General features: G+C 70.8%; 18 protein-coding genes. 11 read left to right on the top strand and 7 right to left on the bottom strand.

Features of this window, described 5'->3' with window-relative positions; translation table 11 throughout:
* The first annotated feature begins 109 nt into the window (after positions 1-109).
* The 6 genes from D9T14_RS10485 to hrpB all read left to right on the top strand — a co-directional run bounded on the left by D9T14_RS10485 (position 110) and on the right by hrpB (position 6379).
* Positions 110-832 (top strand): energy-coupling factor ABC transporter permease, encoded by a 723-nt coding sequence (locus D9T14_RS10485; protein ID WP_119162468.1) that lies wholly within the window; start codon positions 110-112, stop codon positions 830-832.
* A complete protein-coding gene (locus D9T14_RS10480; protein ID WP_119162467.1) occupies positions 825-1259 on the top strand; it encodes an energy-coupling factor ABC transporter substrate-binding protein in 435 nt (144 codons plus the stop codon). Before D9T14_RS10485 ends, D9T14_RS10480 begins: the two co-directional genes overlap by 8 nt.
* Positions 1256-2059, top strand: coding sequence for a cobalt ECF transporter T component CbiQ (cbiQ, locus tag D9T14_RS10475; RefSeq protein ID WP_119162466.1), 804 nt, complete (start codon positions 1256-1258; stop codon positions 2057-2059). Before D9T14_RS10480 ends, cbiQ begins: the two co-directional genes overlap by 4 nt.
* Complete coding sequence (locus D9T14_RS10470) at positions 2056-2874, top strand: energy-coupling factor ABC transporter ATP-binding protein (protein WP_119162465.1); 819 nt, start codon at positions 2056-2058, stop codon at positions 2872-2874. Before cbiQ ends, D9T14_RS10470 begins: the two co-directional genes overlap by 4 nt.
* A gap of 29 nt (positions 2875-2903) precedes the next feature.
* A complete protein-coding gene (gene cobA / locus D9T14_RS10465; RefSeq protein WP_119162464.1) occupies positions 2904-3677 on the top strand; it encodes a uroporphyrinogen-III C-methyltransferase in 774 nt (257 codons plus the stop codon).
* Between the two features lie 116 nt (positions 3678-3793).
* Positions 3794-6379, top strand: coding sequence for an ATP-dependent helicase HrpB (gene hrpB, locus D9T14_RS10460; RefSeq protein WP_119162463.1), 2586 nt, complete (start codon positions 3794-3796; stop codon positions 6377-6379).
* A 15-nt stretch (positions 6380-6394) separates the two neighbouring features.
* On the opposite strand, the gene D9T14_RS10455 is transcribed toward hrpB, so the two are convergent.
* The 3 genes from D9T14_RS10455 to D9T14_RS10445 form a co-directional block, all read right to left on the bottom strand.
* Positions 6395-8137 (bottom strand): alpha/beta-hydrolase family protein, encoded by a 1743-nt coding sequence (locus tag D9T14_RS10455; protein WP_119162462.1) that lies wholly within the window; start codon positions 8135-8137, stop codon positions 6395-6397.
* 74 nt (positions 8138-8211) lie between these two features.
* Entirely contained in the window at positions 8212-8439 is a 228-nt protein-coding gene (locus D9T14_RS10450) for a hypothetical protein (protein ID WP_119162461.1), read from the bottom strand.
* Complete coding sequence (locus D9T14_RS10445; RefSeq protein ID WP_197720715.1) at positions 8436-9686, bottom strand: inorganic phosphate transporter; 1251 nt, start codon at positions 9684-9686, stop codon at positions 8436-8438. Before D9T14_RS10445 ends, D9T14_RS10450 begins: the two co-directional genes overlap by 4 nt.
* Before the next feature lie 498 nt (positions 9687-10184).
* Here D9T14_RS10445 and D9T14_RS10440 point away from each other — a divergent pair, with 498 nt between their 5' ends.
* From D9T14_RS10440 to D9T14_RS10430, 3 genes are all read left to right on the top strand, one after another.
* The gene (locus D9T14_RS10440) at positions 10185-10919 is read left to right on the top strand and encodes a response regulator transcription factor (RefSeq protein WP_119162459.1); all 735 of its coding nucleotides are present in this window, start codon (positions 10185-10187) and stop codon (positions 10917-10919) included.
* Positions 10894-12660 (top strand): sensor histidine kinase, encoded by a 1767-nt coding sequence (locus D9T14_RS10435; protein WP_119162458.1) that lies wholly within the window; start codon positions 10894-10896, stop codon positions 12658-12660. Before D9T14_RS10440 ends, D9T14_RS10435 begins: the two co-directional genes overlap by 26 nt.
* Positions 12661-12765: 105 nt before the next feature.
* Positions 12766-12972, top strand: a complete 207-nt coding sequence (locus tag D9T14_RS10430) for a hypothetical protein (protein WP_126464297.1) — start codon at positions 12766-12768, stop codon at positions 12970-12972.
* A 254-nt stretch (positions 12973-13226) separates the two neighbouring features.
* Here D9T14_RS10430 and D9T14_RS10425 read toward each other — a convergent pair whose 3' ends face one another.
* The 3 genes from D9T14_RS10425 to D9T14_RS10415 form a co-directional block, all read right to left on the bottom strand.
* Positions 13227-14933 (bottom strand): FHA domain-containing protein, encoded by a 1707-nt coding sequence (locus tag D9T14_RS10425; RefSeq protein WP_119162456.1) that lies wholly within the window; start codon positions 14931-14933, stop codon positions 13227-13229.
* Between the two features lie 114 nt (positions 14934-15047).
* Positions 15048-17729, bottom strand: a complete 2682-nt coding sequence (ppdK, locus tag D9T14_RS10420; RefSeq protein ID WP_374955801.1) for a pyruvate, phosphate dikinase — start codon at positions 17727-17729, stop codon at positions 15048-15050.
* Between the two features lie 349 nt (positions 17730-18078).
* Positions 18079-18969, bottom strand: a complete 891-nt coding sequence (locus D9T14_RS10415) for a pyruvate, water dikinase regulatory protein (RefSeq protein WP_119162454.1) — start codon at positions 18967-18969, stop codon at positions 18079-18081.
* 560 nt (positions 18970-19529) lie between these two features.
* Between D9T14_RS10415 and D9T14_RS10410 the strand changes: the two genes are divergently transcribed.
* The gene (locus D9T14_RS10410; RefSeq protein ID WP_170175774.1) at positions 19530-20291 is read left to right on the top strand and encodes a CPBP family intramembrane glutamic endopeptidase; all 762 of its coding nucleotides are present in this window, start codon (positions 19530-19532) and stop codon (positions 20289-20291) included.
* 46 nt (positions 20292-20337) lie between these two features.
* Here D9T14_RS10410 and D9T14_RS10405 read toward each other — a convergent pair whose 3' ends face one another.
* On the bottom strand, positions 20338-21129 hold the full coding sequence (locus D9T14_RS10405; protein ID WP_119162452.1) for a carbon-nitrogen hydrolase family protein: 792 nt from the start codon (positions 21127-21129) through the stop codon (positions 20338-20340).
* A gap of 451 nt (positions 21130-21580) precedes the next feature.
* Here D9T14_RS10405 and D9T14_RS10400 point away from each other — a divergent pair, with 451 nt between their 5' ends.
* Entirely contained in the window at positions 21581-21943 is a 363-nt protein-coding gene (locus D9T14_RS10400) for a hypothetical protein (protein ID WP_119162451.1), read from the top strand.
* Positions 21944-22170: the final 227 nt, after the last annotated feature.

Raw genomic sequence — 22170 nt, 5'->3', positions numbered from 1 at the left:
CGGCACGGTCGCGCCACTGTGCACGCCCCACGCGGGCGGGAGTCAGGAACTGCACCTCGGCAGGCCCTTTCCCCGACGGGACGCATGATCCCGAGAAAGGAACGACCTCATGCACATCGCTGAAGGTGTTCTCCCTCCCGCCCAGTGCGCCATCTGGTACGCGGCGGCCGCCCCGTTCGTCGTCCACGGCGCCTACCGGGTCGTCAAGGAGGTGAGGGAGCGCCCCGAGAACAAGCTCCTGCTGGCGACCGCCGGCGCCTTCACCTTCCTGCTGAGTTCCATCAAGCTCCCGAGCGTCACCGGCTCGAGCTCGCACCCCACCGGCACCGGGGTGGGGGTGATCCTGTTCAAACCACCCGTCATGGCCTTCATGGGCCTCATCGTGCTGGTCTTCCAGGCGCTGCTGCTCGCACACGGCGGCATCACCACGCTCGGCGCCAACACCTTCTCCATGGCCATCGCCGGCCCCTGGGTCGGCTACTGGGTGTACCTGCTGACGAAGAGGCTGCACGGCCCGAACGCGCTGGCGATCTTCCTGTGCATGGCGCTCAGCGACCTGGCCACCTACTGCGTGACCAGCCTGCAGCTGGCCTTCGCCTTCCCGGACGCCTCCAGCGGCATCCCGGGCGCGGCCGCCAAGTTCCTGAGCGTCTTCGCCGTCTCGCAGATCCCGCTGGCCGTCATGGAGGGCTTCCTGGGCATCCTGCTGTTCCGCTTCCTGGTGAGGGTCGCCGCCCCGCAGCTGGCCGGCCTCGGCCTCGATCTCGCCCCGCAGACCTCGGCCTCCGCCGAGGGGACCCGCGCCGCCGCGAAGGAGGGCTCCCATGTCTGAGCGTGTCACCACCGCGTCCGGCGCCCTGACCAGTTCGAAGAAGTGGGTGAACTGGGTCCTGCTCGGCGCGGTCGTCCTGATCTTCCTCGTCTCGCTCGTCGTGGGGAACCGGATGGCCGGCGGCTCGGAGGAGGCCTTCGTCGGCACGGACGACGCGGCCACCGAGGCCGCCGAGGAGGCCGGCGCCGAACCATGGTTCGAGCCGCTGTTCGAACCGGCCGGTGAGGTCGAGTCGGGCCTGTTCGCCATCCAGGCGGCCATCGGCTCGGGCATCATCTGCTTCTGCATCGGCCGGATGAGCGGTCGGCACGCCGCGGCGCGCCAGGCCGCCGAGGCCGGTTCCCCCGAGGCCGCCCGGGTCGCCGAGGCGGAGGCGGCCGGGGCACAGGCTCTCGAACGGGGGACACCGGCCGAGAGCGATGCATGAGCAGCCACTCGCGGCACATCCACGCCCTCGACGACGCCGCCTGGGACTCCCCGTGGCGGCGTCGCCGCGTCGGCGAGAAGGTGCTCTGCTCGATGGGCCTGGTACTCACCGCGCTCCTCGCGCCGGTCTGGCCGGGCACCATCCTCGTCTCGGTGGCCGCCGTCGCCCTCATCGTCGGCTCGGCGCGGATCAGGCCGCGCGTCCTGGCCGAGGCCATGACCGGCCCCCTCGTCTTCCTCCTGCTGGGCGGTGTCTCGGTGCTCTTCTCGGTGGGCCGGTCCCCCGCCGACGCCTGGTGGCGGCTGGGCGCGCTCAGCGTCGGTCCCACCTCGGCCATGCAGGCCCTGCGCCTGTTCCTGCACGGCCTGTCGGGCACCCTGTCCGTCATGGTGCTGGCCACCACCACGCCGATGGTCGACCTGCTCACCTGGCTGCGTCGTCTCCGTGTCCCCGAGCCGCTGCTGGAGATCGCCAATCTGACCTACCGCCTGCTGTTCGTCATCCTCGACACGATGCTCACGGTCCTGGAGGCCCAGCGCTGCCGCCTCGGCGACAACCCGGTCGGCCCCATGCGGGGCCTGCGGCGGCGCTGGGAGAACACGGCCACGGCCATCGGCGCGATCGGTGTCCTCGCCTGGGAGCGGGCGGCCCGGCTCAACGAGGGCATGAGCCACCGGGGTTTCGAGACGACGCTGGCCACCCTGCCGGTGCGGCGCGCCGCCTCGCCGGGTTTCGTCATCGTCACCATCGCCGTCATCGCGGCGATCTGGGCCATCAGCTGGGGAGTTGACGCACTGTGACAGCACTTCTGCAGACCGAGCACGTCGTCGCCGGTCATCCCGGCCGTCCGGCAGTACTGGACGGCGTCACCCTGCGCATCGAACGGGGCGTCCGTCTCGCGCTGCTCGGCGCGAACGGCTCCGGCAAGACGACGCTCATGAGCGTCCTGGCGGGTTCGCTGGAGCCCTCCGCCGGCCGTGTCCTGCGCGAGGGGGTGCCGCTGTCGTGGTCGCGCAAGGCCCTGCGCGAGCACCGCCGCCACGTCCAGATGGTCCTGCAGGACCCCGACGCGCAGCTGTTCAGCGCCGACGTGGCCCAGGACGTCTCGTTCGGGCCGATGAACCTCGGCCTGCCCGTCGAGCAGGTGCGCGAGCGCGTCGAGGAATCGCTGCGCCTGCTCGGCGCGGACCACCTGGCCGAACGCGCCACCCATCACCTGTCGTACGGGGAACGCAAGCGCGTCGCGACGGCCGGTGCGGTGGCCATGCGCCCCGATCTGCTTCTGCTGGACGAGCCGACGGCCGGCCTCGACCCCGCCGGCGTCCGGCAGACACGCATCATGCTCGACCGGCTCACGGCGGCGGGGACGACGATCCTCATGGCGACCCACGACGTGGCGCTGGCCCTGGACTGGGCCGACGAGGTCGCCGTGGTCCACGACGCCACCGTGCAGCAGGGGCCGGCGGACGAGCTGCTGGCCGACGCCGGGCTCGTCTCGCGTGCCCACCTGGAGACGCCGTGGCCGCTCGCCCTGGCCGCGGCGCTGGGTTCGCGGCAGCGACCCCGTAATCTTGAGCAGGCCATCGCTCTGCTCACCGAGCCTGGCACGCGCTGAGCCGCGCACCGGCCAGCGAGGAAGGACACATGGACATCACGTTGCAGCCCGGCACCGTCACCCTCGTGGGGGGCGGGCCCGGTGATCCCGATCTCATCACCCTGGCCGGGCTCAAGGCCATCCGGCAGGCCGACGCCGTGCTCTACGACCGGCTGGCCCCCGCCGAGGTCCTCGACGAGGCCCCGGCCGGCGCCGAGCGCATCCCGGTCGGCAAGGTTCCCCAGGGCGAGTACGTGCCGCAGGAACGGATCAACCAGCTGCTCGTCGCGCACGCCAGGGCGGGTGAGAGAGTGGTCCGGCTCAAGGGCGGCGACTGCTTCGTCTTCGGCCGCGGCGGTGAGGAGTGGCAGGCCTGCGCCGAGGCCGGCGTCCCGGTGCGCGTCATTCCGGGCGTCACCTCGTCCACCTCGGGTCCGGCGCTGGCGGGCATCCCGCTGACGCACCGGCACCTGGTGCAGGGCTTCACCGTGGTCTCCGGGCACGTCTCGCCGAACGACCCCCGCTCCGAGGTGCCCTGGCGGGAGCTGGCCAGGACGCGGACCACGCTGGTGATCCTCATGGGTGTCGCGCACCTGCGCGACATCGCCCCCGAGCTGATCGCCGGCGGCCTGCCGCCCGCCACGCCCGTCGGGGTGGTGTCCAACGCCTCCCTGCCCGACCAGGACTCGTGGACGACCACGCTCGGCCAGGCCGCCGAGGCGATGGCGGCCCGCAGGGTGCGGCCCCCCTCGCTCGTCATCGTCGGCGAACTGGCAGCCATCGACCTCGACCACCCCGGGCATCGCGAGCCGAGCGAGCACTGAGCCGTCCGCGCCGGGTCCCGGGCCGGCCGTCGAGGCGCCGAGGACCGCGGCCGCTGCCCGCCCCCGGGCGCGCCGCCGGGCTGGTGCGGCGGGGCCGGCGTGGCAGACTTCGGGGCGTGTTCGACATTCCCGCCATCGCCGCAGGCCTGCCGGTCGGGCGGCAGGCGCAGCTGCTGGCCGGGGCCGTGTCGCCGGCCGGCGCGCGGATCGTCGTCACCGCTCCCCCGGGCTCGGGCAAGACGACGGTCGTCCCGGCCATCGTCGCCAACGCCCTGGAGGCCCGCGACCCGGCGCGGCCGGGGCGGGTCGTCGTGACCCAGCCGCGGCGCATGGCGGCGCGTGCCGCCGCCCGCCGCCTGGCCCAGCTGACCGGGACGCGGCTCGGCGGCGAGGTGGGGTTCACGGTGCGCGGCCAGTCCCGCACCAGCGGCGCGACACGTGTCGAGTTCGTGACGGCCGGCGTCCTGGTCAATCGGCTGCTGGCCGATCCCGACATTGCCGGGATCGGGGCGATCATCCTGGACGAGGTGCACGAACGTGACCTGGACACCGACCTGGCGTTCGCGATGGCCCACGACGTGGCCGAGCTGCGCGAGGACCTGACGCTGGCCGTCATGTCCGCCACGCTCGACGCCGGGGCCTGGGCCGGGCTGCTGGGGCCGGCGGCGCGGATCGTCGACGTGCCGGGCGCGCTCTTCGATCTCGAGGTCTCGTACGCGCCGGCGCCGGGCGGGGCGGCTGCCACGCACCGCGGGCACCTGTCGCGCGCCTTCGCTGCGCACCTGGCCGGCCTCGCGGAGAAGGCGGCGGGGCGCGCCGACGGTTCGGTGCTGGTCTTCGTCCCCACCCGGCGCGATGTGGCCGAGTTGCTCGGGCTCGTCCGGGTGCCCGGCATCGAGACGATGGGGCTGTCGGGCGCCCAGTCCGCCCGTGAGCAGGACGCGGTCCTGACCGGCGGCGACGCACCGCGCATCATCGTGGCCACCTCCGTGGCCGAGTCGAGTCTGACGGTGCCGGGCGTGCGGGCCGTCGTCGACTCGGGCCTGTCGCGTGAGCCCCGCCTCGACACGGGCCGCGGCGTGCAGGGCCTGGTGACGATCCGCGAGTCGCGGGCCAGCGCCGAGCAGCGGGCCGGGCGGGCGGCCCGGCTCGGGCCCGGCACGGCGGTGCGTTGCTTCGCCGCCGACGAGTGGGCGGGCATGGCCCACCAGGCCGTCCCGCAGGTGCGGGTCGCCGAGCTGTCTGGCCTCGTCCTGGCGCTGGCCTGCTGGGGGGACGCGCGCGGCGCGTCGATGGCGCTCCCCGACCCGCTGCCCGCCGCCGGAGCCGACCGGGCCGTCGCCCTGCTGCAGCAGCTCGGCGCGCTCGACGCCGACGAGCGGGTCACCGATCTGGGGCGGCGCCTGGCCCGGGTGCCGGTCGAACCGCGGCTGGCCCGCGCACTCCTGGACGGCGCGGACCGGATCGGCGCGCAGGCGGCCGCCCGGGTCGTCGCCATGCTCGCCGCCGGGGACGCACCGGCCGACGCCGACCTGGTCGCCCGCTCCCGGTCGCTGACCCGCGGTGACGCGCCGGGGGCGCGGGAGTGGCGGCACGAGTCCGCGCGGCTCGCCTCCCTCGCCCACCGATCCGCCGAGCGGCACGCCCCGTCCCCCTCCCAGCCCGAACGGTCCCCCGGGAGTGGCGAGGCGGGGCACGGCGGGGCGTCCGGGGAGCGGGCGGTCGGTCTGGTCACCGCGCTGGCCCACCCGGAGTGGATCGCCCGCCGGCGCGGCGACGGGCAGTCCTTCCTCACCGTCTCGGGCACCGGCGCCGACGTGCCGCCGGGACCGCTGGGCCAGCACGAATGGCTCGCCATCGGCCGGCTGAGCCGCGTCGAGGCCGGCCCGGCGAACAGCTCCGGCAGTCTCGTACGGGCCGCCGCGCCCATCGACGAGGCCACCGCCGTGACCGCCGGCCCTGCGGTGACGGAGTCGACGGCGCTGAGCTGGGACCGCGGCAGCGGACGCGTCCGGGGCCGTCTCGAACGACGGCTCGGCGCGATCGTCCTGTCGAGCACGCCCTGCACGCCCCGGGCCCAGGAGCAGGAGGCCTTCGCCGTCGGGCAGCTCGCCGTGCAGGGGCTGGGACTCGACGCCCCCGGCCTGCTGCGCTGGTCCGATGCGGCGCTGGCGCTGCGCGACCGGCTGGCCTTCGTGCACCGGGTCCGGGGCGGGCAGTGGCCCGACATGAGCGTCGAGGCGCTCACCGACCGGGCCCCGGCCTGGCTCGCCCACCGGCTGCGGGACTGTTCCAGCACCTACGGGATCGACGTGGCCGATGCCCTGCGCGAGCTCCTCGACTGGCACCAGCTGGCCGAACTCGACACGATCGCGCCCGAACGTCTGAAGGTGCCGACCGGCTCGCGCATCCGCGTTCGCTACCCGGCGGCCGGGACCGGCGGGCAGCCCGTGCTCAGCGTCAAACTGCAGGAGTGCTTCGGCATGCAGGCCGGCCCCAGCATCGCCGGCGTCCCGGTGCTCATGGAACTGCTGAGCCCGGCCCGCCGGCCGCTCGCGCTCACCGACGACCTGGCGTCGTTCTGGACGAACGTCTACCCGCAGGTGCGTGCCGAGAACCGCGGCCGCTACGCGAAACACCCGTGGCCCACCGACCCGCTGACGGCCCCGGCCCGCCGCGGGACGACACGGTCCGGGCGCTGACCCGTCCCGGACGGCTCAGCGCCGCGGGGCGCGGCGCCCCCTGATGTCCTCGACCAGCGCCTCGACGATAGCCTCGTTGTCGTCGGTGGGCTCACCGCCGAGCACCGACGCCCAGGCCGGCACGACCTGGGTGGCCGAGTACTTGTGACCGAAGCCCTCGAGCATGCGTGCGCACACCGGCATGTCGCAGGCCACCTGCCAGAAGGTGACGAACGGCACCCAGTGCATGCGCGCCATCGTGCTGTCCGGGGCGCGCAAGCCGTCGAACCACTCGGGCCGGCGCCACAGCAGTCTCGTGCCCCACCACACGACCGGGTCGGTGTCGTTCTGCAGGTAGACGATGCGGGGGAACGCCCACGGGCCGAGTTCGCGGCCGAACTCGGAGTGGGTCAGGTGCCAGGGCTGGCCGGCGAAACGCACGTGGCGGCCGCCGTCGACGACCGGCACGACCACCGTCGAGCCCTCGTCGCGGCCCGCGGTGAGTTCGGACTTGAGCGGGGTGAAATCGGGCGCCCCCATCCAGACGGCGCCGTCGACGCGGGCGAGCAGGTCGTCGACGTCGGTGAAGACGCCGTTGGAGCCGAAGGCGCCGAGCGACTCGCCGGCCATGTAGACCCTGGGGCGCCGATCGGGGGGCAGGGCCAGCAGGCGCCGCTCGATGGCCTCGAAGAGGGCGCGTGAGGCGACGACGGGGATCTGCTTGTCGGTGAACAGCGTGATGGCGCTGGGCAGGCCCGAGTACTGCATGCCGATGGTGCAGCAGTCTCCCCGGGTCAGGTACTCGAAGGCCGAGGCGCTCCATTCGTTGGCGCTGCCGCGCCCGGTGGTGGTGACGATGCACAGGTTCGCGCGGCTCCAGGCGTCGGTGCGGTCCATCTCGGCCAGGACCGCCTCGGTGAGCCCGCGCAGGCTGCGTGAGCCCATCGCCGCGTAGACGCGCAGCGGCTCCCTCGCCGGGCCGGCGGTCACCTGCGCGATGCGCACGGCATCGGGCCCCCCGGTGACGAAGATCTTGCCCTGCAGGCCGAGGGTGGACCAGGCCTCACGGGAGGCCGGGCTGCCCGACCGGTTGGGCGAGGAGGGTTCGTGCATGCCGTCGGGCGTGGTGAGGTCGAGACGCCCCGAGGCGGTGCGTCCCACCTGGATGACGCCGTGCAGGATGACGGTGTCGAAGATGGCGACGATGGTGGTCAGCACGACGAGCGTGGCGACCAGCCGTTCGGCCACCCGCCAGGCGATGCGCCCGTGCAGGCGCGTCCCGACCCAGTCGATGGCGGCGGCAGTGGCCCGCCACTGGGCCTGGAGCAGCAGGAAGACGCCGGCCGTCGCGGCCGCCGAGGCGAGCTGCCAGCCGGCGGTCGGCTCGTCGGCGTGGCAGGCGCGGGCCGTGCGGCGCTGGGAGCGCTGGGCCGCCAGCGGGACGCCGACGGCTGCGGCCGCTGCGGCGGCGAGCGCGGCGACGGTGAGGGCCCGCTGCCCACCCCGGCTGAGTTTCCGCGGATCGAATCGCAGCCCCAGGACGTCACCGAGCAGGCCCCCGGCCCATCCGGTGAGCATGCCCACCTGGTAGCCGAAGGCGGACGAGATGGCGGCGATGACCCCCTGAAAGGCCCACGTGCGGGGCAGCAGGGACGGCGAGTAGGCGGCGACATAGCCGGCCAGCGCGCCGATCGAGCCCCCCACCGAGGGCGGCTCGGCGTGCGGCCGGCGGATGCGCGACCGACGGCCGGGGCTCAGGTGTGGACGGGGCAACCGCATGGCGACCAGTGTAGAGCCGTCCCAGGGCACCGGCCCGGGTGCTCACGGGAGCCGTCCCGGTGCCCTGCTGACGGTCAGAAATACGGGATCATCAGCCACAGGCCGAACAGCAGGATGGCCCCGCAGCAGCAGACGAGGGCGATGGCGGCGGCCCTCAGCATCGGCGAGGGCCTGCCCGCCTGGGCGCGCGCGTGGGACAGGTCGGAGAGCAGGGCCGCACACGAGACCACGCAGACGACGAAGACCGTGCCGAGCAGGGTGACGAGGCTGACAACGCCCAGCGCGCCCCAGTTGATGTTCACGTACCGACTCCGCTACCGGTCAAACGCTGGTCGCGGCTCGGCACGCCGGCGCCGGGGACACGCCCCATCGCGTCGTCGAGCACCTTCTCGGCCTCGTGGGCGACGGAGCCGGCGGGCGCCGGAACGTCCTCGACGGTGCGCTCTGCGGCACCGGGGGCGGGCACGTCGTTCACATTGCCGCGGTGCACCTTGCTGCGATTCGCCCTGGCGAGAATCGCGAGGGCTGAGGCCACGAGGAGCGCGCCCACGAGGAGCATGCCGACGATGCCGCGTTCGGCGAGCCAGCCGGCCAGGGCGCCGACGACCGCAGCGCACGGCAGCGTGGCGATCCAGGCGCTGCCCATCTGGCCGGCGATCGACCAGTTGACCTTGGTGCGCCGCCCGACGCCCGAGCCGAGGATCGAGCCGGTGCACACGTGGGTGGTGGACAGCCCGAAGCCGAGGTGGCTGGAGGCCAGGATCGCGACGGTCGAGGCCGTCTCGGCGCAGAAGCCCTGCGGCGGCTCGACCTTCACCAGGCGGCTGCCCATGGTGCGCATGATGCGCCAGCCACCGGAGTAGGTGCCCAGCCCGATGGCGCCGCCGGCCAGGGCGATGACCCACCAGTGCGGGTGGCTGCCCGGCTCCTGCATGCCGGCCGCCACAAGGACGAGGGTGATGATGCCCATCGTCTTCTGCCCGTCGGAGGTGCCGTGGGCCAGGGCCACCATCGAGGCCGAGATGCGCTGGCCCATCTGGAAGGCGCGGCCGGCGTGCGTCACCGAGCGGCGGGTGATGCGGTAGGCGCACCAGGTGGCGACGGCGGCGGCGAGGCCGGCAACGGCGGGCGCCATGAGTGCGGGGAGCACGATCTTGGAGATGATGACGCTCCAGTGCACGCCGTTGTGGCCGGCCGTGACGAGGACGGCGCCGATGAGCCCGCCGAACATGGCGTGCGAGGAACTGGACGGCAGGCCGAGCAGCCAGGTGACGAGGTTCCAGATGATGGCGCCGGCCAGGCCGGCGAAGACCATCTGCGGGGTCACCAGGGCGTCATTGACGATGCCGGAGCTGATCGTCTTGGCGACCTCGGTGGACAGGCAGGCGCCGATGATGTTGAGGACGGCCGCGACGGCGACGGCGGTCCTGGGCTTGAAGGCGCCGGTGGCCACGGAGGTGGCCATGGCGTTCGAGGAGTCGTGAAAGCCGTTCGTGAAATCGAACACGAGTGCCGTGATGACGACGATCACCACCAGAGCCAATGTCATCATCGGTGCTCACGCCTGTCACTACAGTCGCTTGCAACTGCTGTCATCACGCACCTCACGCAATCATGGCAGTCCGGCTCGATCGGACCGGTCGCCCCGGGATGTCCACCCCCGGACGAGACATCCGCAGGGTCTGGGCGACATCTGGCTGTCGGGTTCGATTCTTACGCATCCGGGCCGGCCGCCCCAGGACGGGGCGCCCCTGTTCACCAAGTGTTCATCTTGACGTGTTCATCCCGGTCGGCCGCCCGCACCGGACTCACCGAATCGCCCCGCGGCACGACCCGGCCCGGCGCGCTCGGTGCCGGTGAGACGATCATCTGAGCAGCCGCCGCCGCTGCGGCCCGACTCCGCGCACCCAGCAGCGGTACCTTCGATGGCGCGGCGAACCGGCAGAGGACCACTCTGCCCCGCATCCAGCAGCAAATCCGTTCTTCTCACAGAAAACCGAAAGCCGATGGATAGAAAAGGCAGCGGGACAACTGTCACAGTAGACACATGTCAGGCCCACAGTCCCCGGAAACCATCTCCCGCCCCGACGGCACCCCGATCCGCGTGCTCGCCGTCGATGATGAACCGAGCCTCACCGAACTCCTGTCCATGGCCATGCGCTACGAGGGCTGGGACCCCAGCACCGCGGCCAGCGGCTCCGAGGCGGTTCGGGTCGCCCGCGATGTGCACCCCGACGCGGTCGTCCTGGACATGATGCTGCCCGACTTCGACGGCCTCGAGGTCATGCGGCGCATCCGCGCCGAGCAGCCCGAGATCCCCGTCATCTTCCTCACCGCGAAGGATGCCGTCACCGACCGCATCAACGGTCTCACCGCGGGCGGGGACGACTACGTCACCAAGCCGTTCAGCGTCGAGGAGGTCATGGCGCGCCTGCGCGCCCTGCTGCGCCGCAGCGGCGCCGCCTCCAAGCGCTCCGAGTCCGAACTGATCGTCGGCGACCTCGTCCTGGATGAGGACTCGCACGAGGTCACCCGCGGCGGCGAGGAGATCCACCTGACCGCCACCGAGTTCGAGCTGCTGCGCTATCTCATGCGCAATCCCAAGCGCGTGCTGTCGAAGGCCCAGATCCTCGACCGGGTCTGGAACTACGACTTCGGTGGCCAGGCGAACGTCGTGGAACTGTACATCAGCTATCTGCGCAAGAAGATCGACGCCGGCCGGGCACCGATGATCCACACCATGAGGGGCGCCGGATATGTTCTCAAGCCGGCTGTCAGCTGAGCCGAAGCACTCCGCGCCTCCCTCGGCTGTCAAGCCGGCCGGTGTCAGTGCCTCCGGGACGGACCGCGCCACGTCGGCCGGCGACGACCCCGAGGAGCAGCCCTGGCACCCGATGGGCCGGGGCACGCTGAGTTACAAGCTCGTCATCCGGCTCAGCGCGATTGTCGCCGCCGTCGCGATCATCCTGAGCATGTTCAGCGCCATCATGGTGCACCACATCCTGGTGCAGCAGGTGGACACCCAGCTCGCGGAGGCGCTGGGCCTGCAGGCCACGACCGGGAACCAACCGCAGGACAACCCACCGAGCACGGGTGACAGCTCCCCCGACGAGCAGGGCCAGGGCACCTCGGCGACCGACTCGATCTTCGGCACGAGTGACGTCCCGCTGGGCGGCCTGCCGGTGGGCGCCGTCGTCGTCCTCATCGACACCGAGAACAACGTCCAAGGCATCATCGAGGACGTCGACCGGCGCAACACCGTCAAGACCTCCGCCGAGGTGAACACGAAGATCGCCGAGATCGCCGCGGACGGCAAGCCCCACGACATCAAGCTGCCCGAGCTGGGGGGCTACCGCATCATGGCCCGCTCAGTCCTGGTCGCCATCGTCGGCGAGGACGGCTCCACCTCGAGCGTGCGCGGCACGCTCTACGTCGGGGTCCCGATGACGCAGTGGACCCATGCGATGCAGCGCCTCATCCTGGCCGAGGCCATCATCGTGGCGCTCGCCATCGTCGCCTCGGCGGTCGCCGCGACGGCCGTCGTGCGTCAGACGCTGGCGCCGCTCAACCGCCTCATGACCACGGCCAACACCGTCTCCGAGATGGACCTCGAGACGGGCCTGGTCACCCTGCCTGACCGGCTGGACGCCCGCGACCTCAACCCACGCAACGAGGTGGGGCGCGTCGGGCGTTCCTTCAACCGCATGCTCGACAACGTCGAGGACGCGCTGAAGGCCCGCGAGAAGTCCGAGTCGAAGGTCAAGCAGTTCGTCGCGGACGCCAGCCACGAGCTGCGCAACCCGCTGGCCGCCATCCGCGGCTACGCCGAGCTCAGCCTCAAACGCCCCGAACAGCTCAGCGAGAACACCGAGTTCGCCATGAACCGCATCGCCAGCGAGGCACGGCGAATGAGCTCGCTCGTCGACGACATGCTCCTGCTGGCCCGCCTCGACGCCGGACGAGAGACCGAGTTCACCGACGTGGACACCGGGGAGATCGTGCTCAACGCGGTCTCCGACGCGCAGGTCTCCAGCCGCGACCACACCTGGCGTCTCAAACTGCCCGACAGCCCGCTCATGGTGCACGCCAACGAACTCCAGCTGCACCAGGTCGTCGCCAATCTGCTGTCGAACGCCCGCAAGCACACGCCGGCCGGCACGGTCGTCACGACGACGGTCCGGGCCGACGGCCGGGACGCGGTCATCACCGTCGAGGACAACGGCCCCGGCGTGCCGCCCGAGATCATCGACCACGTCTTCGAGCGCTTCGCCCGGGCCGACGCGGCACGGACGCACTCCGAGGAGGGATCCACCGGGCTGGGCCTGGCGATCGTGGCATCGGTCATGAACGCCCACCACGGCAGCGCAACGGTCGACTCCCACCCCGGCTACTCCTGCTTCACGCTGCGCATGCCGCGCATCCTGGGGCCGGACAAGGTGGCCGACACGCTCGTGGACGAACTCCAGCCGGCTCAGGCCGCCAGGGCCAAGGGACGGCAGGGCCCCTTCCGCGGGCGCCGCTGAGCAGGGCCGGGCCACCCCGAGCCCCTCTCATGCCTGTCGTACCCTGGGATCAGGACCGGTCGCGCACGCCGGCCCGGAAACCGGAACAGGTCGGGGGCGATCACGATGTCGCAATTGGTCTCATTCACCGAGTCGGGGGAACAGGGCGAGGAGCGCCGCGGCGGCACGCTCAGCACCGTGCGGCGCAGCCGCAACAGCATCGCCAGGGTCGCGGACGGTGTCATGCGCTCCCGTGCCGTACACATCGCCCTGGCCATCACCCCGGCGGTCATCGCCGTCGTGCAGACGATCGTCACCCGCAGAAGACACTGATCCAGGCCCGCCTGACCTGATCTCTGACACGGCCCCGGGCCATCATCATGCCCGCCCGGCGAGAAAAGACCCGGACCCGTCCGGCCGCCGGATAGGAGTTCCGGGCGCCCTCGGCGCAGGAAGCCATCGTAGAGACCGCACCGGCACGCAGCACCCCGCGGGCGGGGCCGATACCGCCGGCCAGCCCGGCGAGCAGCACCCCGGCGGGACAGTCCCCCGGCCGGTCGTGCCCGGCGCCCGCGCCCCGACGCCGCTCAGCCCAGCGGCACCGAGAGATTGACCTGCTCGCCGTCCCCCAGGTCGAGCGTGGTGCCCACCGGGACGAGGATCGACTGGCCGTCCTCGAGACGCAGCGGATTCGCATTGGGCATGTAGACGATCGTGCCGTTCGTGGAGTTCATGTCGGCCACGAGGACCTGACCGTTCTGGGGCTCCAAGTAGACGTGCGAGCGCGAGATGTCGTGGTGCGGGCTCGGCACGCGCAGGGTCTCGGCGACCATGCCCTCGGGCAACTGCGGGGAGCGGCCGATGAGCAGCGGGCCGTTGAGCGGCTGCGAGAGGCCACTGATGGTGACGACCTGGGCGAAGGCCCTGGGCTGCTCCGGCGGCGACCAGTCGCCCCGGGAGGGGCTCGCGGCGCCGTAGGACTCGACGGCCTCCTGCCCGAGAGTGCGTTCTGCCGGGCCGTACTGCTCGGCCGGACGATCGGCGCCGACCGGCTCCTGGCCGAGGGTGCGCTCCGCGGGAGCGTACTGCTCCGGTGAAGAACCGAACCCCTGATCCGTTGCGGGCTCGGCCGGGCCGTAGCCGTCGGCGGGGGTCCATGGCTTGCCGTCCCAGGCGGGCGCGGGCTCGTTCCCGGGCTGCTGGGCGGCGGCCTCATCGGCCACGTACTGCTGCGCGGCGGCCTCATCGGCCACGTACTGCTGCGCGGCGGCCTCATCGGCCGCCGGGACCCGCTGGTGGCTGCCGGTCGAGGACTGCCCCGGCTCGCCCAGGGCACTCTGGCCGCCCCCGAGCACCTCGGTCTTCTCGTACATGAAGGAGTCGTCACGCGGCTGCTGCGCCATCCAGTTCATCGGCGTGGCATCAGCGGACTCGCCCTGCGCGGGCTCCTGACCGGAGCGGGCCGCCGGCGGCTCCTCGGAGGAGGGACCTGGCTGGTCGTAGCGGCCCTCGGCCATCTCGCCGGGAACGTCGAACTGCATGGTGGCGGCCGGTGACGAGCCGGCGGGCTGCCGCGCATCGGCGGTCTCGGCGGCCGGGGCCGCCCCGGCCTCCAGGGCCGATGTCCCCGGGACCGGGCCGCCCCAGTCGCGGTGGTGGCCGGCCCCTGGTACCGGACCGGCGAGCAGCGGAGCACCGTCCCCGCTCTCTCCGACCGGAAGCCACTGCTCGCCCCGCGCGCCGGCAACGGGCTGGGCGGGCGCGGCGAGTTCTTCCTCGACGGCCACGGGCGGCAGATCGTTCAGGTCGACGAGCAGGCCGGAGCACTGGGCCGCGCCGACGACGAGCGGCAGCTCGAGCCCGCCGGTGCTCTGGCCGACGTCGACCCGGACCCGTCCGGTGGGAATCTGGGCCTCGCGCCACGTGATGACGCCGGTTCCCTCGACGAGGGGCGAGCCCGTCTCGGCGTCGAGCACCCGTACGCCGCCACGGACGAGGGTGCGCATGACCCCGTTCTCGATGAACAGGACGGCCAGGTCGGCGATGCGGTCCAGGCCGCGCGCCGCGAGCTTGCTCACGAGAGCGCCCACCGAGGCGGCGCCGACGACGTCCTCCCACAGCTCGTTGACGAACTCGCTGGCCTGGCCGGGCTGGGCATCCAGCATCACCAGCGAGCTGGGGCCCGACAGTACGAGCCACGAACCGGGCTGGTAGGAGACACGCCAGCCCCCGAGCCCGGCGTGCCAGGAGTTCCGGGACCGTGCGTTCGCGGCGTCATTGACCTGGTCAGCCATGCGTCGTCCTTTCCTTGGCTTCGCCGCCTGAGCGGCCTTTCTTCATTGTGGCCCGCCATGACCGGCCACAGTCAATGGGCGCGGAGCCGAATCACGGCCCCGCGCCCATTGCGGTCACTTCGCGGCGTCTGCTTGAGCCAGCTTGGCCTTGGCAGCGGCGAACCGGGCGATCGGGACCCGGTACGGCGAGCAGGACACGTAGTCCAGGCCCACCGTCTGGAAGAAGGCGATCGAATCGGGGTCACCGCCGTGCTCACCGCAGACGCCCGTGCCGAGCTTCGGGTTGACCGAGCGGCCCTTCTCGACGCCCATCCTCACCAGCTGCCCGACACCGTCGACGTCGACCGTGGCGAACGGGTCGCGCTGGACGACCCCGTCGCTCTCGTACCAGCCGAGGAAGCCGTTCTCGGCGTCGTCGCGGCTGATGCCCAGCGTGGTCTGCGTCAGGTCGTTCGTGCCGAAGCTGAAGAAGTCGGCGTGCTGGGCGATCTGGTCGGCGCACAGGGCCGCGCGCGGCAGCTCGATCATGGTGCCGACCTGGTAGTCGAGCTGCTTGCCGGCCTTGGCGAGCTCGTCGTCGACTGCCTTGACGACGATCTCGCGCTGGGTCTTCAGCTCCTGCTCCAGGTGGACGAGCGGGATCATGATCTGCAGCTGCACCGTCTCGCCCTCGCGGTCGAGGACGGCAAGGGCGGCGCGGGTGATGGCGCGGGCCTGCATGTCGGGGATCTGCGGGTAGAGCATGCCCAGCCGGCAACCGCGGGTGCCGAGCATCGGGTTCTGCTCGTGCAGCTTGCGGACCTGGGCCAGCAGGGCGCGCTCGGACTCCAGCGTGGCCTCGTCGGCTCCGGTGAGTTCCAGTTCCTGCACCTTGAGGGCCTGGCTGACCAGGTCGGGCATGAACTCGTGCAGCGGCGGATCGAGCAGCCGGACGGTGACGGGCAGCCCCTTCATCGCGGTGAAGATGGCCTCGAAGTCGTCCTGCTGCATCGGCAGGATCGTGTCGAGGGCGCTCTGGCGCTCCTCGTCGTTGGTGGCGAGGATCATCTCGCGCATGGCCGGCAGGCGGTGCTCGCCGAAGAACATGTGCTCGGTACGGCACAGGCCGATGCCCTCCGCACCCAGCTCGCGGGCCTTGGCGGCGTCGGGGCCGTTGTCGGCGTTGGCCTCCACACCCAGGTCGCGGATCTCGTCGGCCCAGCCGACCACCTTGAGGAAGTCCTCGTTGAGGCGCGGCGGGATGAGCGTGAGTTCCTCGTTGAAGACCTCGCCGGTGGAGCCGTTGAGGGTGATCACGTCGCCCTCGCGGATGACGGTGTCACCGATGGTGACGGTCTTGGCGTCGGGGTCGATCTTGATCGTCGTGGCGCCGGCGACGCACGGCTTGCCGAAACCACGGGCGACGACGGCCGCGTGGCTCGTCATGCCGCCGTGGGCGGTGAGCACGCCCTGGGCCTGCAGCACGCCGTGAATGTCGTCAGGGGTCGTCTCGAAGCGGATGAGGATGACGGGCTCACCGGCGGCGCCCTTCTCGGCGGCCGTGTCGGCGTCGAAGACGGCCGCGCCCACGCCGGCGCCGGGGCTGGCGGGCAGGCCGGTGACGACCGCGGTGGCGGTGTGGTTGGGGTCGATGGCCGGGTGCAGGAGCTGGTCGAGCTGCTCGGGCTCGATGCGGCGGACCGCCTCCTCCTTGTCGATGAGGCCCTCGTCGACGAGATCGGCGGCGACCTTCAGCGCAGCGGCTGCGGTGCGCTTGCCGTTGCGGGTCTGCAGCATGTAGAGCTTGCCGTTCTCGATGGTGAACTCCATGTCCTGCATGTCGCGGTAATGGTTCTCCATCGTGCTCATCGTAGTGATGAGCTGGTCGTAGGCCTCCGGCAGCACGTCCTTCAGCTCGGACAGCGGGCGGGGCGTACGGATGCCGGCCACGACGTCCTCGCCCTGGGCGTTGGTGAGGAACTCGCCGTACAGGGCCTTCTCGCCGGTGGAGGGATTGCGGGTGAAGCAGACGCCGGTGGCGCTGGTATCGCCGCGGTTGCCGAAGACCATCTGCATGACGTTGACGGCGGTGCCGAGGTCGTCGGGGATGTGGTTGGCCTTGCGGTAGACCTGGGCGCGCGGGTTCTGCCAGCTGCGGAAGACGGCCTCGACGGCGCGGATCAGCTGCTCGCGGGGGTCGTTCGTCCAGTTGCCGCCCAGCTCCTCGTTGGAGATGCGCTTGAACTCGGCGGTGAGTTCCTTGAGGTCCTCGGCGGTCAGGTCGGTGTCGGCCTCGACGCCCTTGGCCTGCTTCATGGCGGTCAGCGCGTCCTCGTAGACGTGGGAGCTCAGGCCCTCGACGACCTCGCCGTACATCTGGATGAAGCGGCGGTAGCAGTCCCAGGCGAAACGCTCGTTGCCGGACTCGGCGGCGATGGCGCCGACCGACTCGTCGGAGATGCCGAGGTTGAGGATGGTGTCCATCATGCCGGGCATCGAGACGACGGCGCCGGAGCGGACAGAGACGAGCAGCGGCTTCTCGGTGGCGCCGAGCACGCGCCCGGCGCGCTGCTCGAAGCGGGAGAGCGCGTCGGCGATCTGTTCGCGGAGACCATCGGGCCATTCGCCGTTGTTGTTCATGGTCTCGATACAGGCCTGGGTGGTGACGGTGAACCCGTCGGGAACCGGGACACCGAGACGCATCATCTCGGCGACACCGGCGCCCTTGCCGCCCAGGAGCGACTTCATCGAGGCGTCGCCCTCGGACAGATCGTAGATGTACTTTTCACTCACTGCACATTCTCCTTTGACATGCATCTGCGTGGGCGGGGCCCCTGCTGGACGCCTGTATCACCCACCGGCGACGGCCAGCGCTGACGACGGGGTCGGCACCGATGGCGATGACGCCTGCGTTTCACTTGTCTCTTCGATTGTGCGAACCAACCGGGCAGCCACTACTGGTTTCCGATGGTTCCACCGTTGCACGCCGGTGACGGGTGCACGCCTGATTCTCCCCTTTCCGGGCGGGGGGGCTCAACTGGCCCGCCACGGAGCGAGACCGGCGACACGAGGCACGGCCTCTTGACAGGATCACTGTAAGCCCTGACAGGCACATCGGGCGCTTTCTGAGGTGTTTTCTCCAGGCGAACACGCCGAGCCGCACCGGTCACGGGGCCAGTTTCATGGAACCGGCCGGGCGGCGCAGGTGGGCGCCGGCCCTGCGGGCGCGCTCCTCGACGATCTCGATGACCCGGGCCGCCGCCTCCTCCAGGGCCAGCCCGGTGGTGTCGATGACGGGGCAGCCGAGGGAGCGCTGGACCTGGCCGACCTCGTCGAGCTCGTCGTAGATGCTCAACAGATCGGAGTAGCCGTCCTTCTGCCCGAAACCACCCAGCCCCTTCACGCGACGGGTGCGGATCTGCAGCAGGCGTTCGGCGTCGATCGTCAGACCGACGATCCGCCAGCGGTCGATGGCCCGCAGCTGCGGCGGCGGGGCGATGCCCGGCACGATCGGCACGTTCACCGTCTTGTAGCCGGCATAGCCGAGGTAGATGGACAGCGGTGTCTTGCCCGAGCGGGAGGCGCCCACCAGGCAGATGTCGCACTCGCGCAGCGAGTCGGGCATGACACCGTCGTCGTTGCGCACGGCGAACTCCATGGCCGAGATGCGGTCGAAGTAGTCGGCCTCGACACCGACCGGGCGCATCGGCACCTCGTCGGCGTCCGCGCCGGCGGCCTCGCTCAGCGCGCTGAGGGCGTCGCCCATGAGGTCGGCGCAGGGGATGGACTTGTCGTTGCAGAAGCGGGCGACCATGCCGCGCAGTTCGCCGTTGACGAGGGTGTAGAAGATGGCGCGTCCGGCCTGGCCCCGCTCGGGGTCTGCGGAGGCACTGATCGCGTCGAACACCTCGAGCATCTGCTCGGCGTTGTGCACCCGGGAGTGCCGGACGATCTGGAACTCGTGGTCGGGGAACTGCATGCGGGCCGCCCTGGCCAGCCGCGCGGCCGTCTCACCCGAGGAGTCGGCGATGACGTGGATCTCCAGTGATGGGCTCATGGGCGGAAGTCTACGGGCAGCCGGGGCACGGGCCATGGCGCCTGACCGCCACAGCCCACGAAAACCCCTAGTGAAAGCATTCCTCGAACCATCGGTCGATTATTTTCATGGTGCAATCCAGGGAATCCTCCACGGGAGGCCGACCCTGACCATGGGGAGGTTCTCCAAGCCGGGCGCCAGCACCCCTTGGGTCAAGAAAAAAATTGTGGTAGCGTGCACTCCCGCGGCTCGCCCTGCGCTTTGAATGCCCCTTAATGAAGCGCCTCGGGGCCAGTGGTCTGCTGTCCCCAGATGCGATCCCCCTGTAACGATGAACAGAATCCACGACAGCTCCACGAATAAACCTCTGATAATGCGGAGGGCAGCAGACCGGATACAGCCCCAGAAGACCGTCAGCCAGAAGCGGACTCGCCGTTTGAATCTAGGACACGATGTGCGACATCAGCTGCGGGAGACGCGCGACCCCAATGCCTAATGAATCGCTTCTACCGGGAGGTAATGTGATACGAACAAAAACCGCACGGATCACGCTGGCATGCGCGATCACTTATATTCTCACGATGGGCCTTGCCAACATCATAATCTATCACTTTTCCCACGTGAGCTACACCGACCCCAGCTACACCAAAGCGCTCCTACCATTCCTCTGCCTGCTGGCAGCGGGGACACTGTGCTGCTTCTTCGTTCTCCGCAAGCGACTCGTCCCCGTACACACCGGGCGGAGACGGTACTTCTTGTTCCTCCTGCTGTTCCTCCCGATGGTGGGTATGACCCTGTACTTCTGGTTCACGAACGGGGAACCGAGTTCCGCCTTCCTGATCCCGATCGTGGTGGCATTCCTCGTCGGAACCGCGGAGGAAATGATGTTCCGGCGGATCCTCTACGTCGGACTATCCCGTGCACCGCACGGACAGGACATCAGGGGCGCCCTACTCGTCTCTGCGTTGATGTTCAGCCTGCTCCATTCGGTCAACATCCTCGCTGGATTCTCCTTGAAGAACATGCTGGCGCAGCTTGTGTCCACCTTCATCGCGGGATTGTTCTATGCACTCATGTACGACTACACGAAGAGCATCCTCCTCATCATCGCCTCGCACTCCCTCTGGGACTACCTCATTGAGGCAGCGCAACGGGTTCCGGAGTTCGCCATCATCACCTCGGCACTGAATCTTGGCGAGTTCATCATCATGCTCGTCCTCCTCACCCGGAAGTGGCGGCAGGAGAAGGTGGCAACGCTGCAGACGCAGACCGAGCCGCGTGGCCAGCAAGAGCCACCCAATTCCTCGCCCGGTTCAGGGCCAGTGGTGGCTTCCAGTTCGTGATCCTCGTCCGCTGAGACGGATGGGTTTGCAGGGCCAGGTGCTCGGGTCACCAGCGGATCCGATACAAGGACGGGTCGTCGGCCGGGACGGGCAGCCGCTCCCTGGCCAGGTCGGCCAGGGCGAGGTCGAGGTCGACGACGGCCAGCTCGGGCTGCTCCCCCAGTTCGAGGAGCACCCGGCCGGAGGGGTCCACGACCATCGAGTGGCCCACCCCGGTGGGCAGATCGCCGTCCTCGGCGGGGCCGGCCTGGTCGACGGCGACGACGAAGGACACCGAGTCCATCGCCCGCGCCGTGACGAGGGTCCGCCACTGGTGCACCTTGTCCGGGCCGGGCGCCCAGGAGGCGCACACGAGCATGGCGCGGGCGCCGCGGCGGGCCAGCTCGGTGAACTGGGCCGGGAAGCGGACGTCGTAGCAGATGGCGAGGCCGAGGCATTCGCCCGCGACCTCGGCGACGACCAGCCGGTCGCCGGGCGCCACCCGGTCGGACTCCCGCTGCCCGAGGGCGTCGAAGAGGTGGATCTTGTCGTAGCAGACCTGGTCCCGGTCCGTGACGAGAAGCGTGTTGCGCACCCTGCCGTCCGGGGCCGTCGTGAACATGCCAGCCGCGATGACGACGCCCAGCTCGGCGGCAAGGGCCTGCACGGCGCTCGCCCACGGCCCGCCGGCGGGCTCGGCCGCCTTCGCCGGGTTCTTCCGGAAGGAGCACATCGTGGCCTCGGGGAACACGACGAGTTCGGCCCCCTCGCGAGCGGCGCGGGAGGCGAAATCCGAGACCAGCGCTAGGTTCTCCTGGGGATCGGTGGTGGCCGTGAGCTGGGCGAGAGCGATCCGCATGGGCCCACTCTCGCCCCTGCACGCCGCCTGCGGCAACACCCTCTCGCGGGGACTCGGCCCTGCCGTCCGCGTTCGCCCTCACCGACGAGAGGCAACATCCCCATCCCCGCCATGCGGTGCCGTGACGCCGCTGCGCGGGTGACGGCGAACAGCTCCGGGGCAGCCCTCCCTCGTGGAGGCTCGACCCAGGACCGTCCGGGGATGGGGGTGCGGAAGAGTCCGGGGATGGGGCGCGGAAGAGGCAGTGCTCCAGCCGGGACTCTGCGCCAGACGCCACGCGCTCTGCACGGCGCCGACGCCACGCCCCGCCCGGGGCTCCTCGTGCTCCGCAGGGCACAGCGCCTTCGCGGTGCGCCAATACTGCTCCTATGTGCCTTCGGGCCTGTGGGATCCGCCTCTGGGACTGTGGACAGTACCGCGCGCTCGACCGTCCGGTTCTAGACTTCGCGGCATGGCCGTCTTCGAGCAGCACACCACCCTCAGCAGGCAGTACCCCCTGCCCTACGCCACCGTCTTCAACGCAGTCCCCCAGGTGGTCCAGCACCTGGGCCACAGGCTGCAGTACGCGGACCCGAACCAGGGCATCGTCCGGTTCTCGACCGGCATCAGTCTCACCACGTGGGGCGAGAACCTCACGGCACAGATCGCCCCGGTCGACCCGCAGCAGTCGGCAACCGCCGTCCAGCTGACCTCCAGCGGCGCCCTGCCCACGCTCATCGCTCAGGGCAGGCGCAACCGCAAGGTGATCAACGCGTTCTTCGATGAGCTGGACCGGGCCCTGCAGTGGCAGCAGGGCGCGCCCGGGCAGGGTTGAGACGGCGGGCGCCCGACACCCCACAGTCCAGCCGCCCCGGCAAAGGAGTGATGCTCAACGCCTGCCCGGGCGTGGATGACACCACAGTGATCGATGTAGCTGGGCCGCCCCCTTGGTTAGGTCCGGTCGTTATGTGAGTCGTCGGTGTTTGTTTGATGAGTGCACTGTCGAGCATACTCGGCTGGGGTTAGGTAGCCGAGCGAGGAGTGTCGACGGTATTGGTTGTA

The sequence above is a fragment of the Propionibacterium australiense genome, from assembly GCF_003666605.1.
GTDB classification, from domain to species: Bacteria; Actinomycetota; Actinomycetes; order Propionibacteriales; family Propionibacteriaceae; genus Propionibacterium; species Propionibacterium australiense.
The sequence above is the reverse complement of the archived record's forward strand: the minus strand, read 5'-3'. Positions and strand labels throughout refer to the sequence as shown.

What these genes read in the sequence shown, in the direction of transcription:
- D9T14_RS10415 (WP_119162454.1), bottom strand. Translation starts at nt 18,969, where the DNA reads ATGAGCCCATCACTGGAGATCCACGTCATCGCCGACTCCTCGGGTGAG.
- D9T14_RS10400 (WP_119162451.1), top strand. Translation starts at nt 21,581, where the DNA reads ATGGCCGTCTTCGAGCAGCACACCACCCTCAGCAGGCAGTACCCCCTG.
- D9T14_RS10410 (WP_170175774.1), top strand. Translation starts at nt 19,530, where the DNA reads ATGGGCCTTGCCAACATCATAATCTATCACTTTTCCCACGTGAGCTAC.
- D9T14_RS10445 (WP_197720715.1), bottom strand. Translation starts at nt 9,686, where the DNA reads ATGACATTGGCTCTGGTGGTGATCGTCGTCATCACGGCACTCGTGTTC.
- cobA (WP_119162464.1), top strand. Translation starts at nt 2,904, where the DNA reads ATGGACATCACGTTGCAGCCCGGCACCGTCACCCTCGTGGGGGGCGGG.
- D9T14_RS10480 (WP_119162467.1), top strand. Translation starts at nt 825, where the DNA reads ATGTCTGAGCGTGTCACCACCGCGTCCGGCGCCCTGACCAGTTCGAAG.
- D9T14_RS10425 (WP_119162456.1), bottom strand. Translation starts at nt 14,933, where the DNA reads ATGGCTGACCAGGTCAATGACGCCGCGAACGCACGGTCCCGGAACTCC.
- D9T14_RS10440 (WP_119162459.1), top strand. Translation starts at nt 10,185, where the DNA reads ATGTCAGGCCCACAGTCCCCGGAAACCATCTCCCGCCCCGACGGCACC.
- D9T14_RS10485 (WP_119162468.1), top strand. Translation starts at nt 110, where the DNA reads ATGCACATCGCTGAAGGTGTTCTCCCTCCCGCCCAGTGCGCCATCTGG.
- D9T14_RS10455 (WP_119162462.1), bottom strand. Translation starts at nt 8,137, where the DNA reads ATGCGGTTGCCCCGTCCACACCTGAGCCCCGGCCGTCGGTCGCGCATC.
- D9T14_RS10435 (WP_119162458.1), top strand. Translation starts at nt 10,894, where the DNA reads ATGTTCTCAAGCCGGCTGTCAGCTGAGCCGAAGCACTCCGCGCCTCCC.
- ppdK (WP_374955801.1), bottom strand. Translation starts at nt 17,729, where the DNA reads ATGCATGTCAAAGGAGAATGTGCAGTGAGTGAAAAGTACATCTACGAT.
- D9T14_RS10430 (WP_126464297.1), top strand. Translation starts at nt 12,766, where the DNA reads ATGTCGCAATTGGTCTCATTCACCGAGTCGGGGGAACAGGGCGAGGAG.
- D9T14_RS10405 (WP_119162452.1), bottom strand. Translation starts at nt 21,129, where the DNA reads ATGCGGATCGCTCTCGCCCAGCTCACGGCCACCACCGATCCCCAGGAG.
- cbiQ (WP_119162466.1), top strand. Translation starts at nt 1,256, where the DNA reads ATGAGCAGCCACTCGCGGCACATCCACGCCCTCGACGACGCCGCCTGG.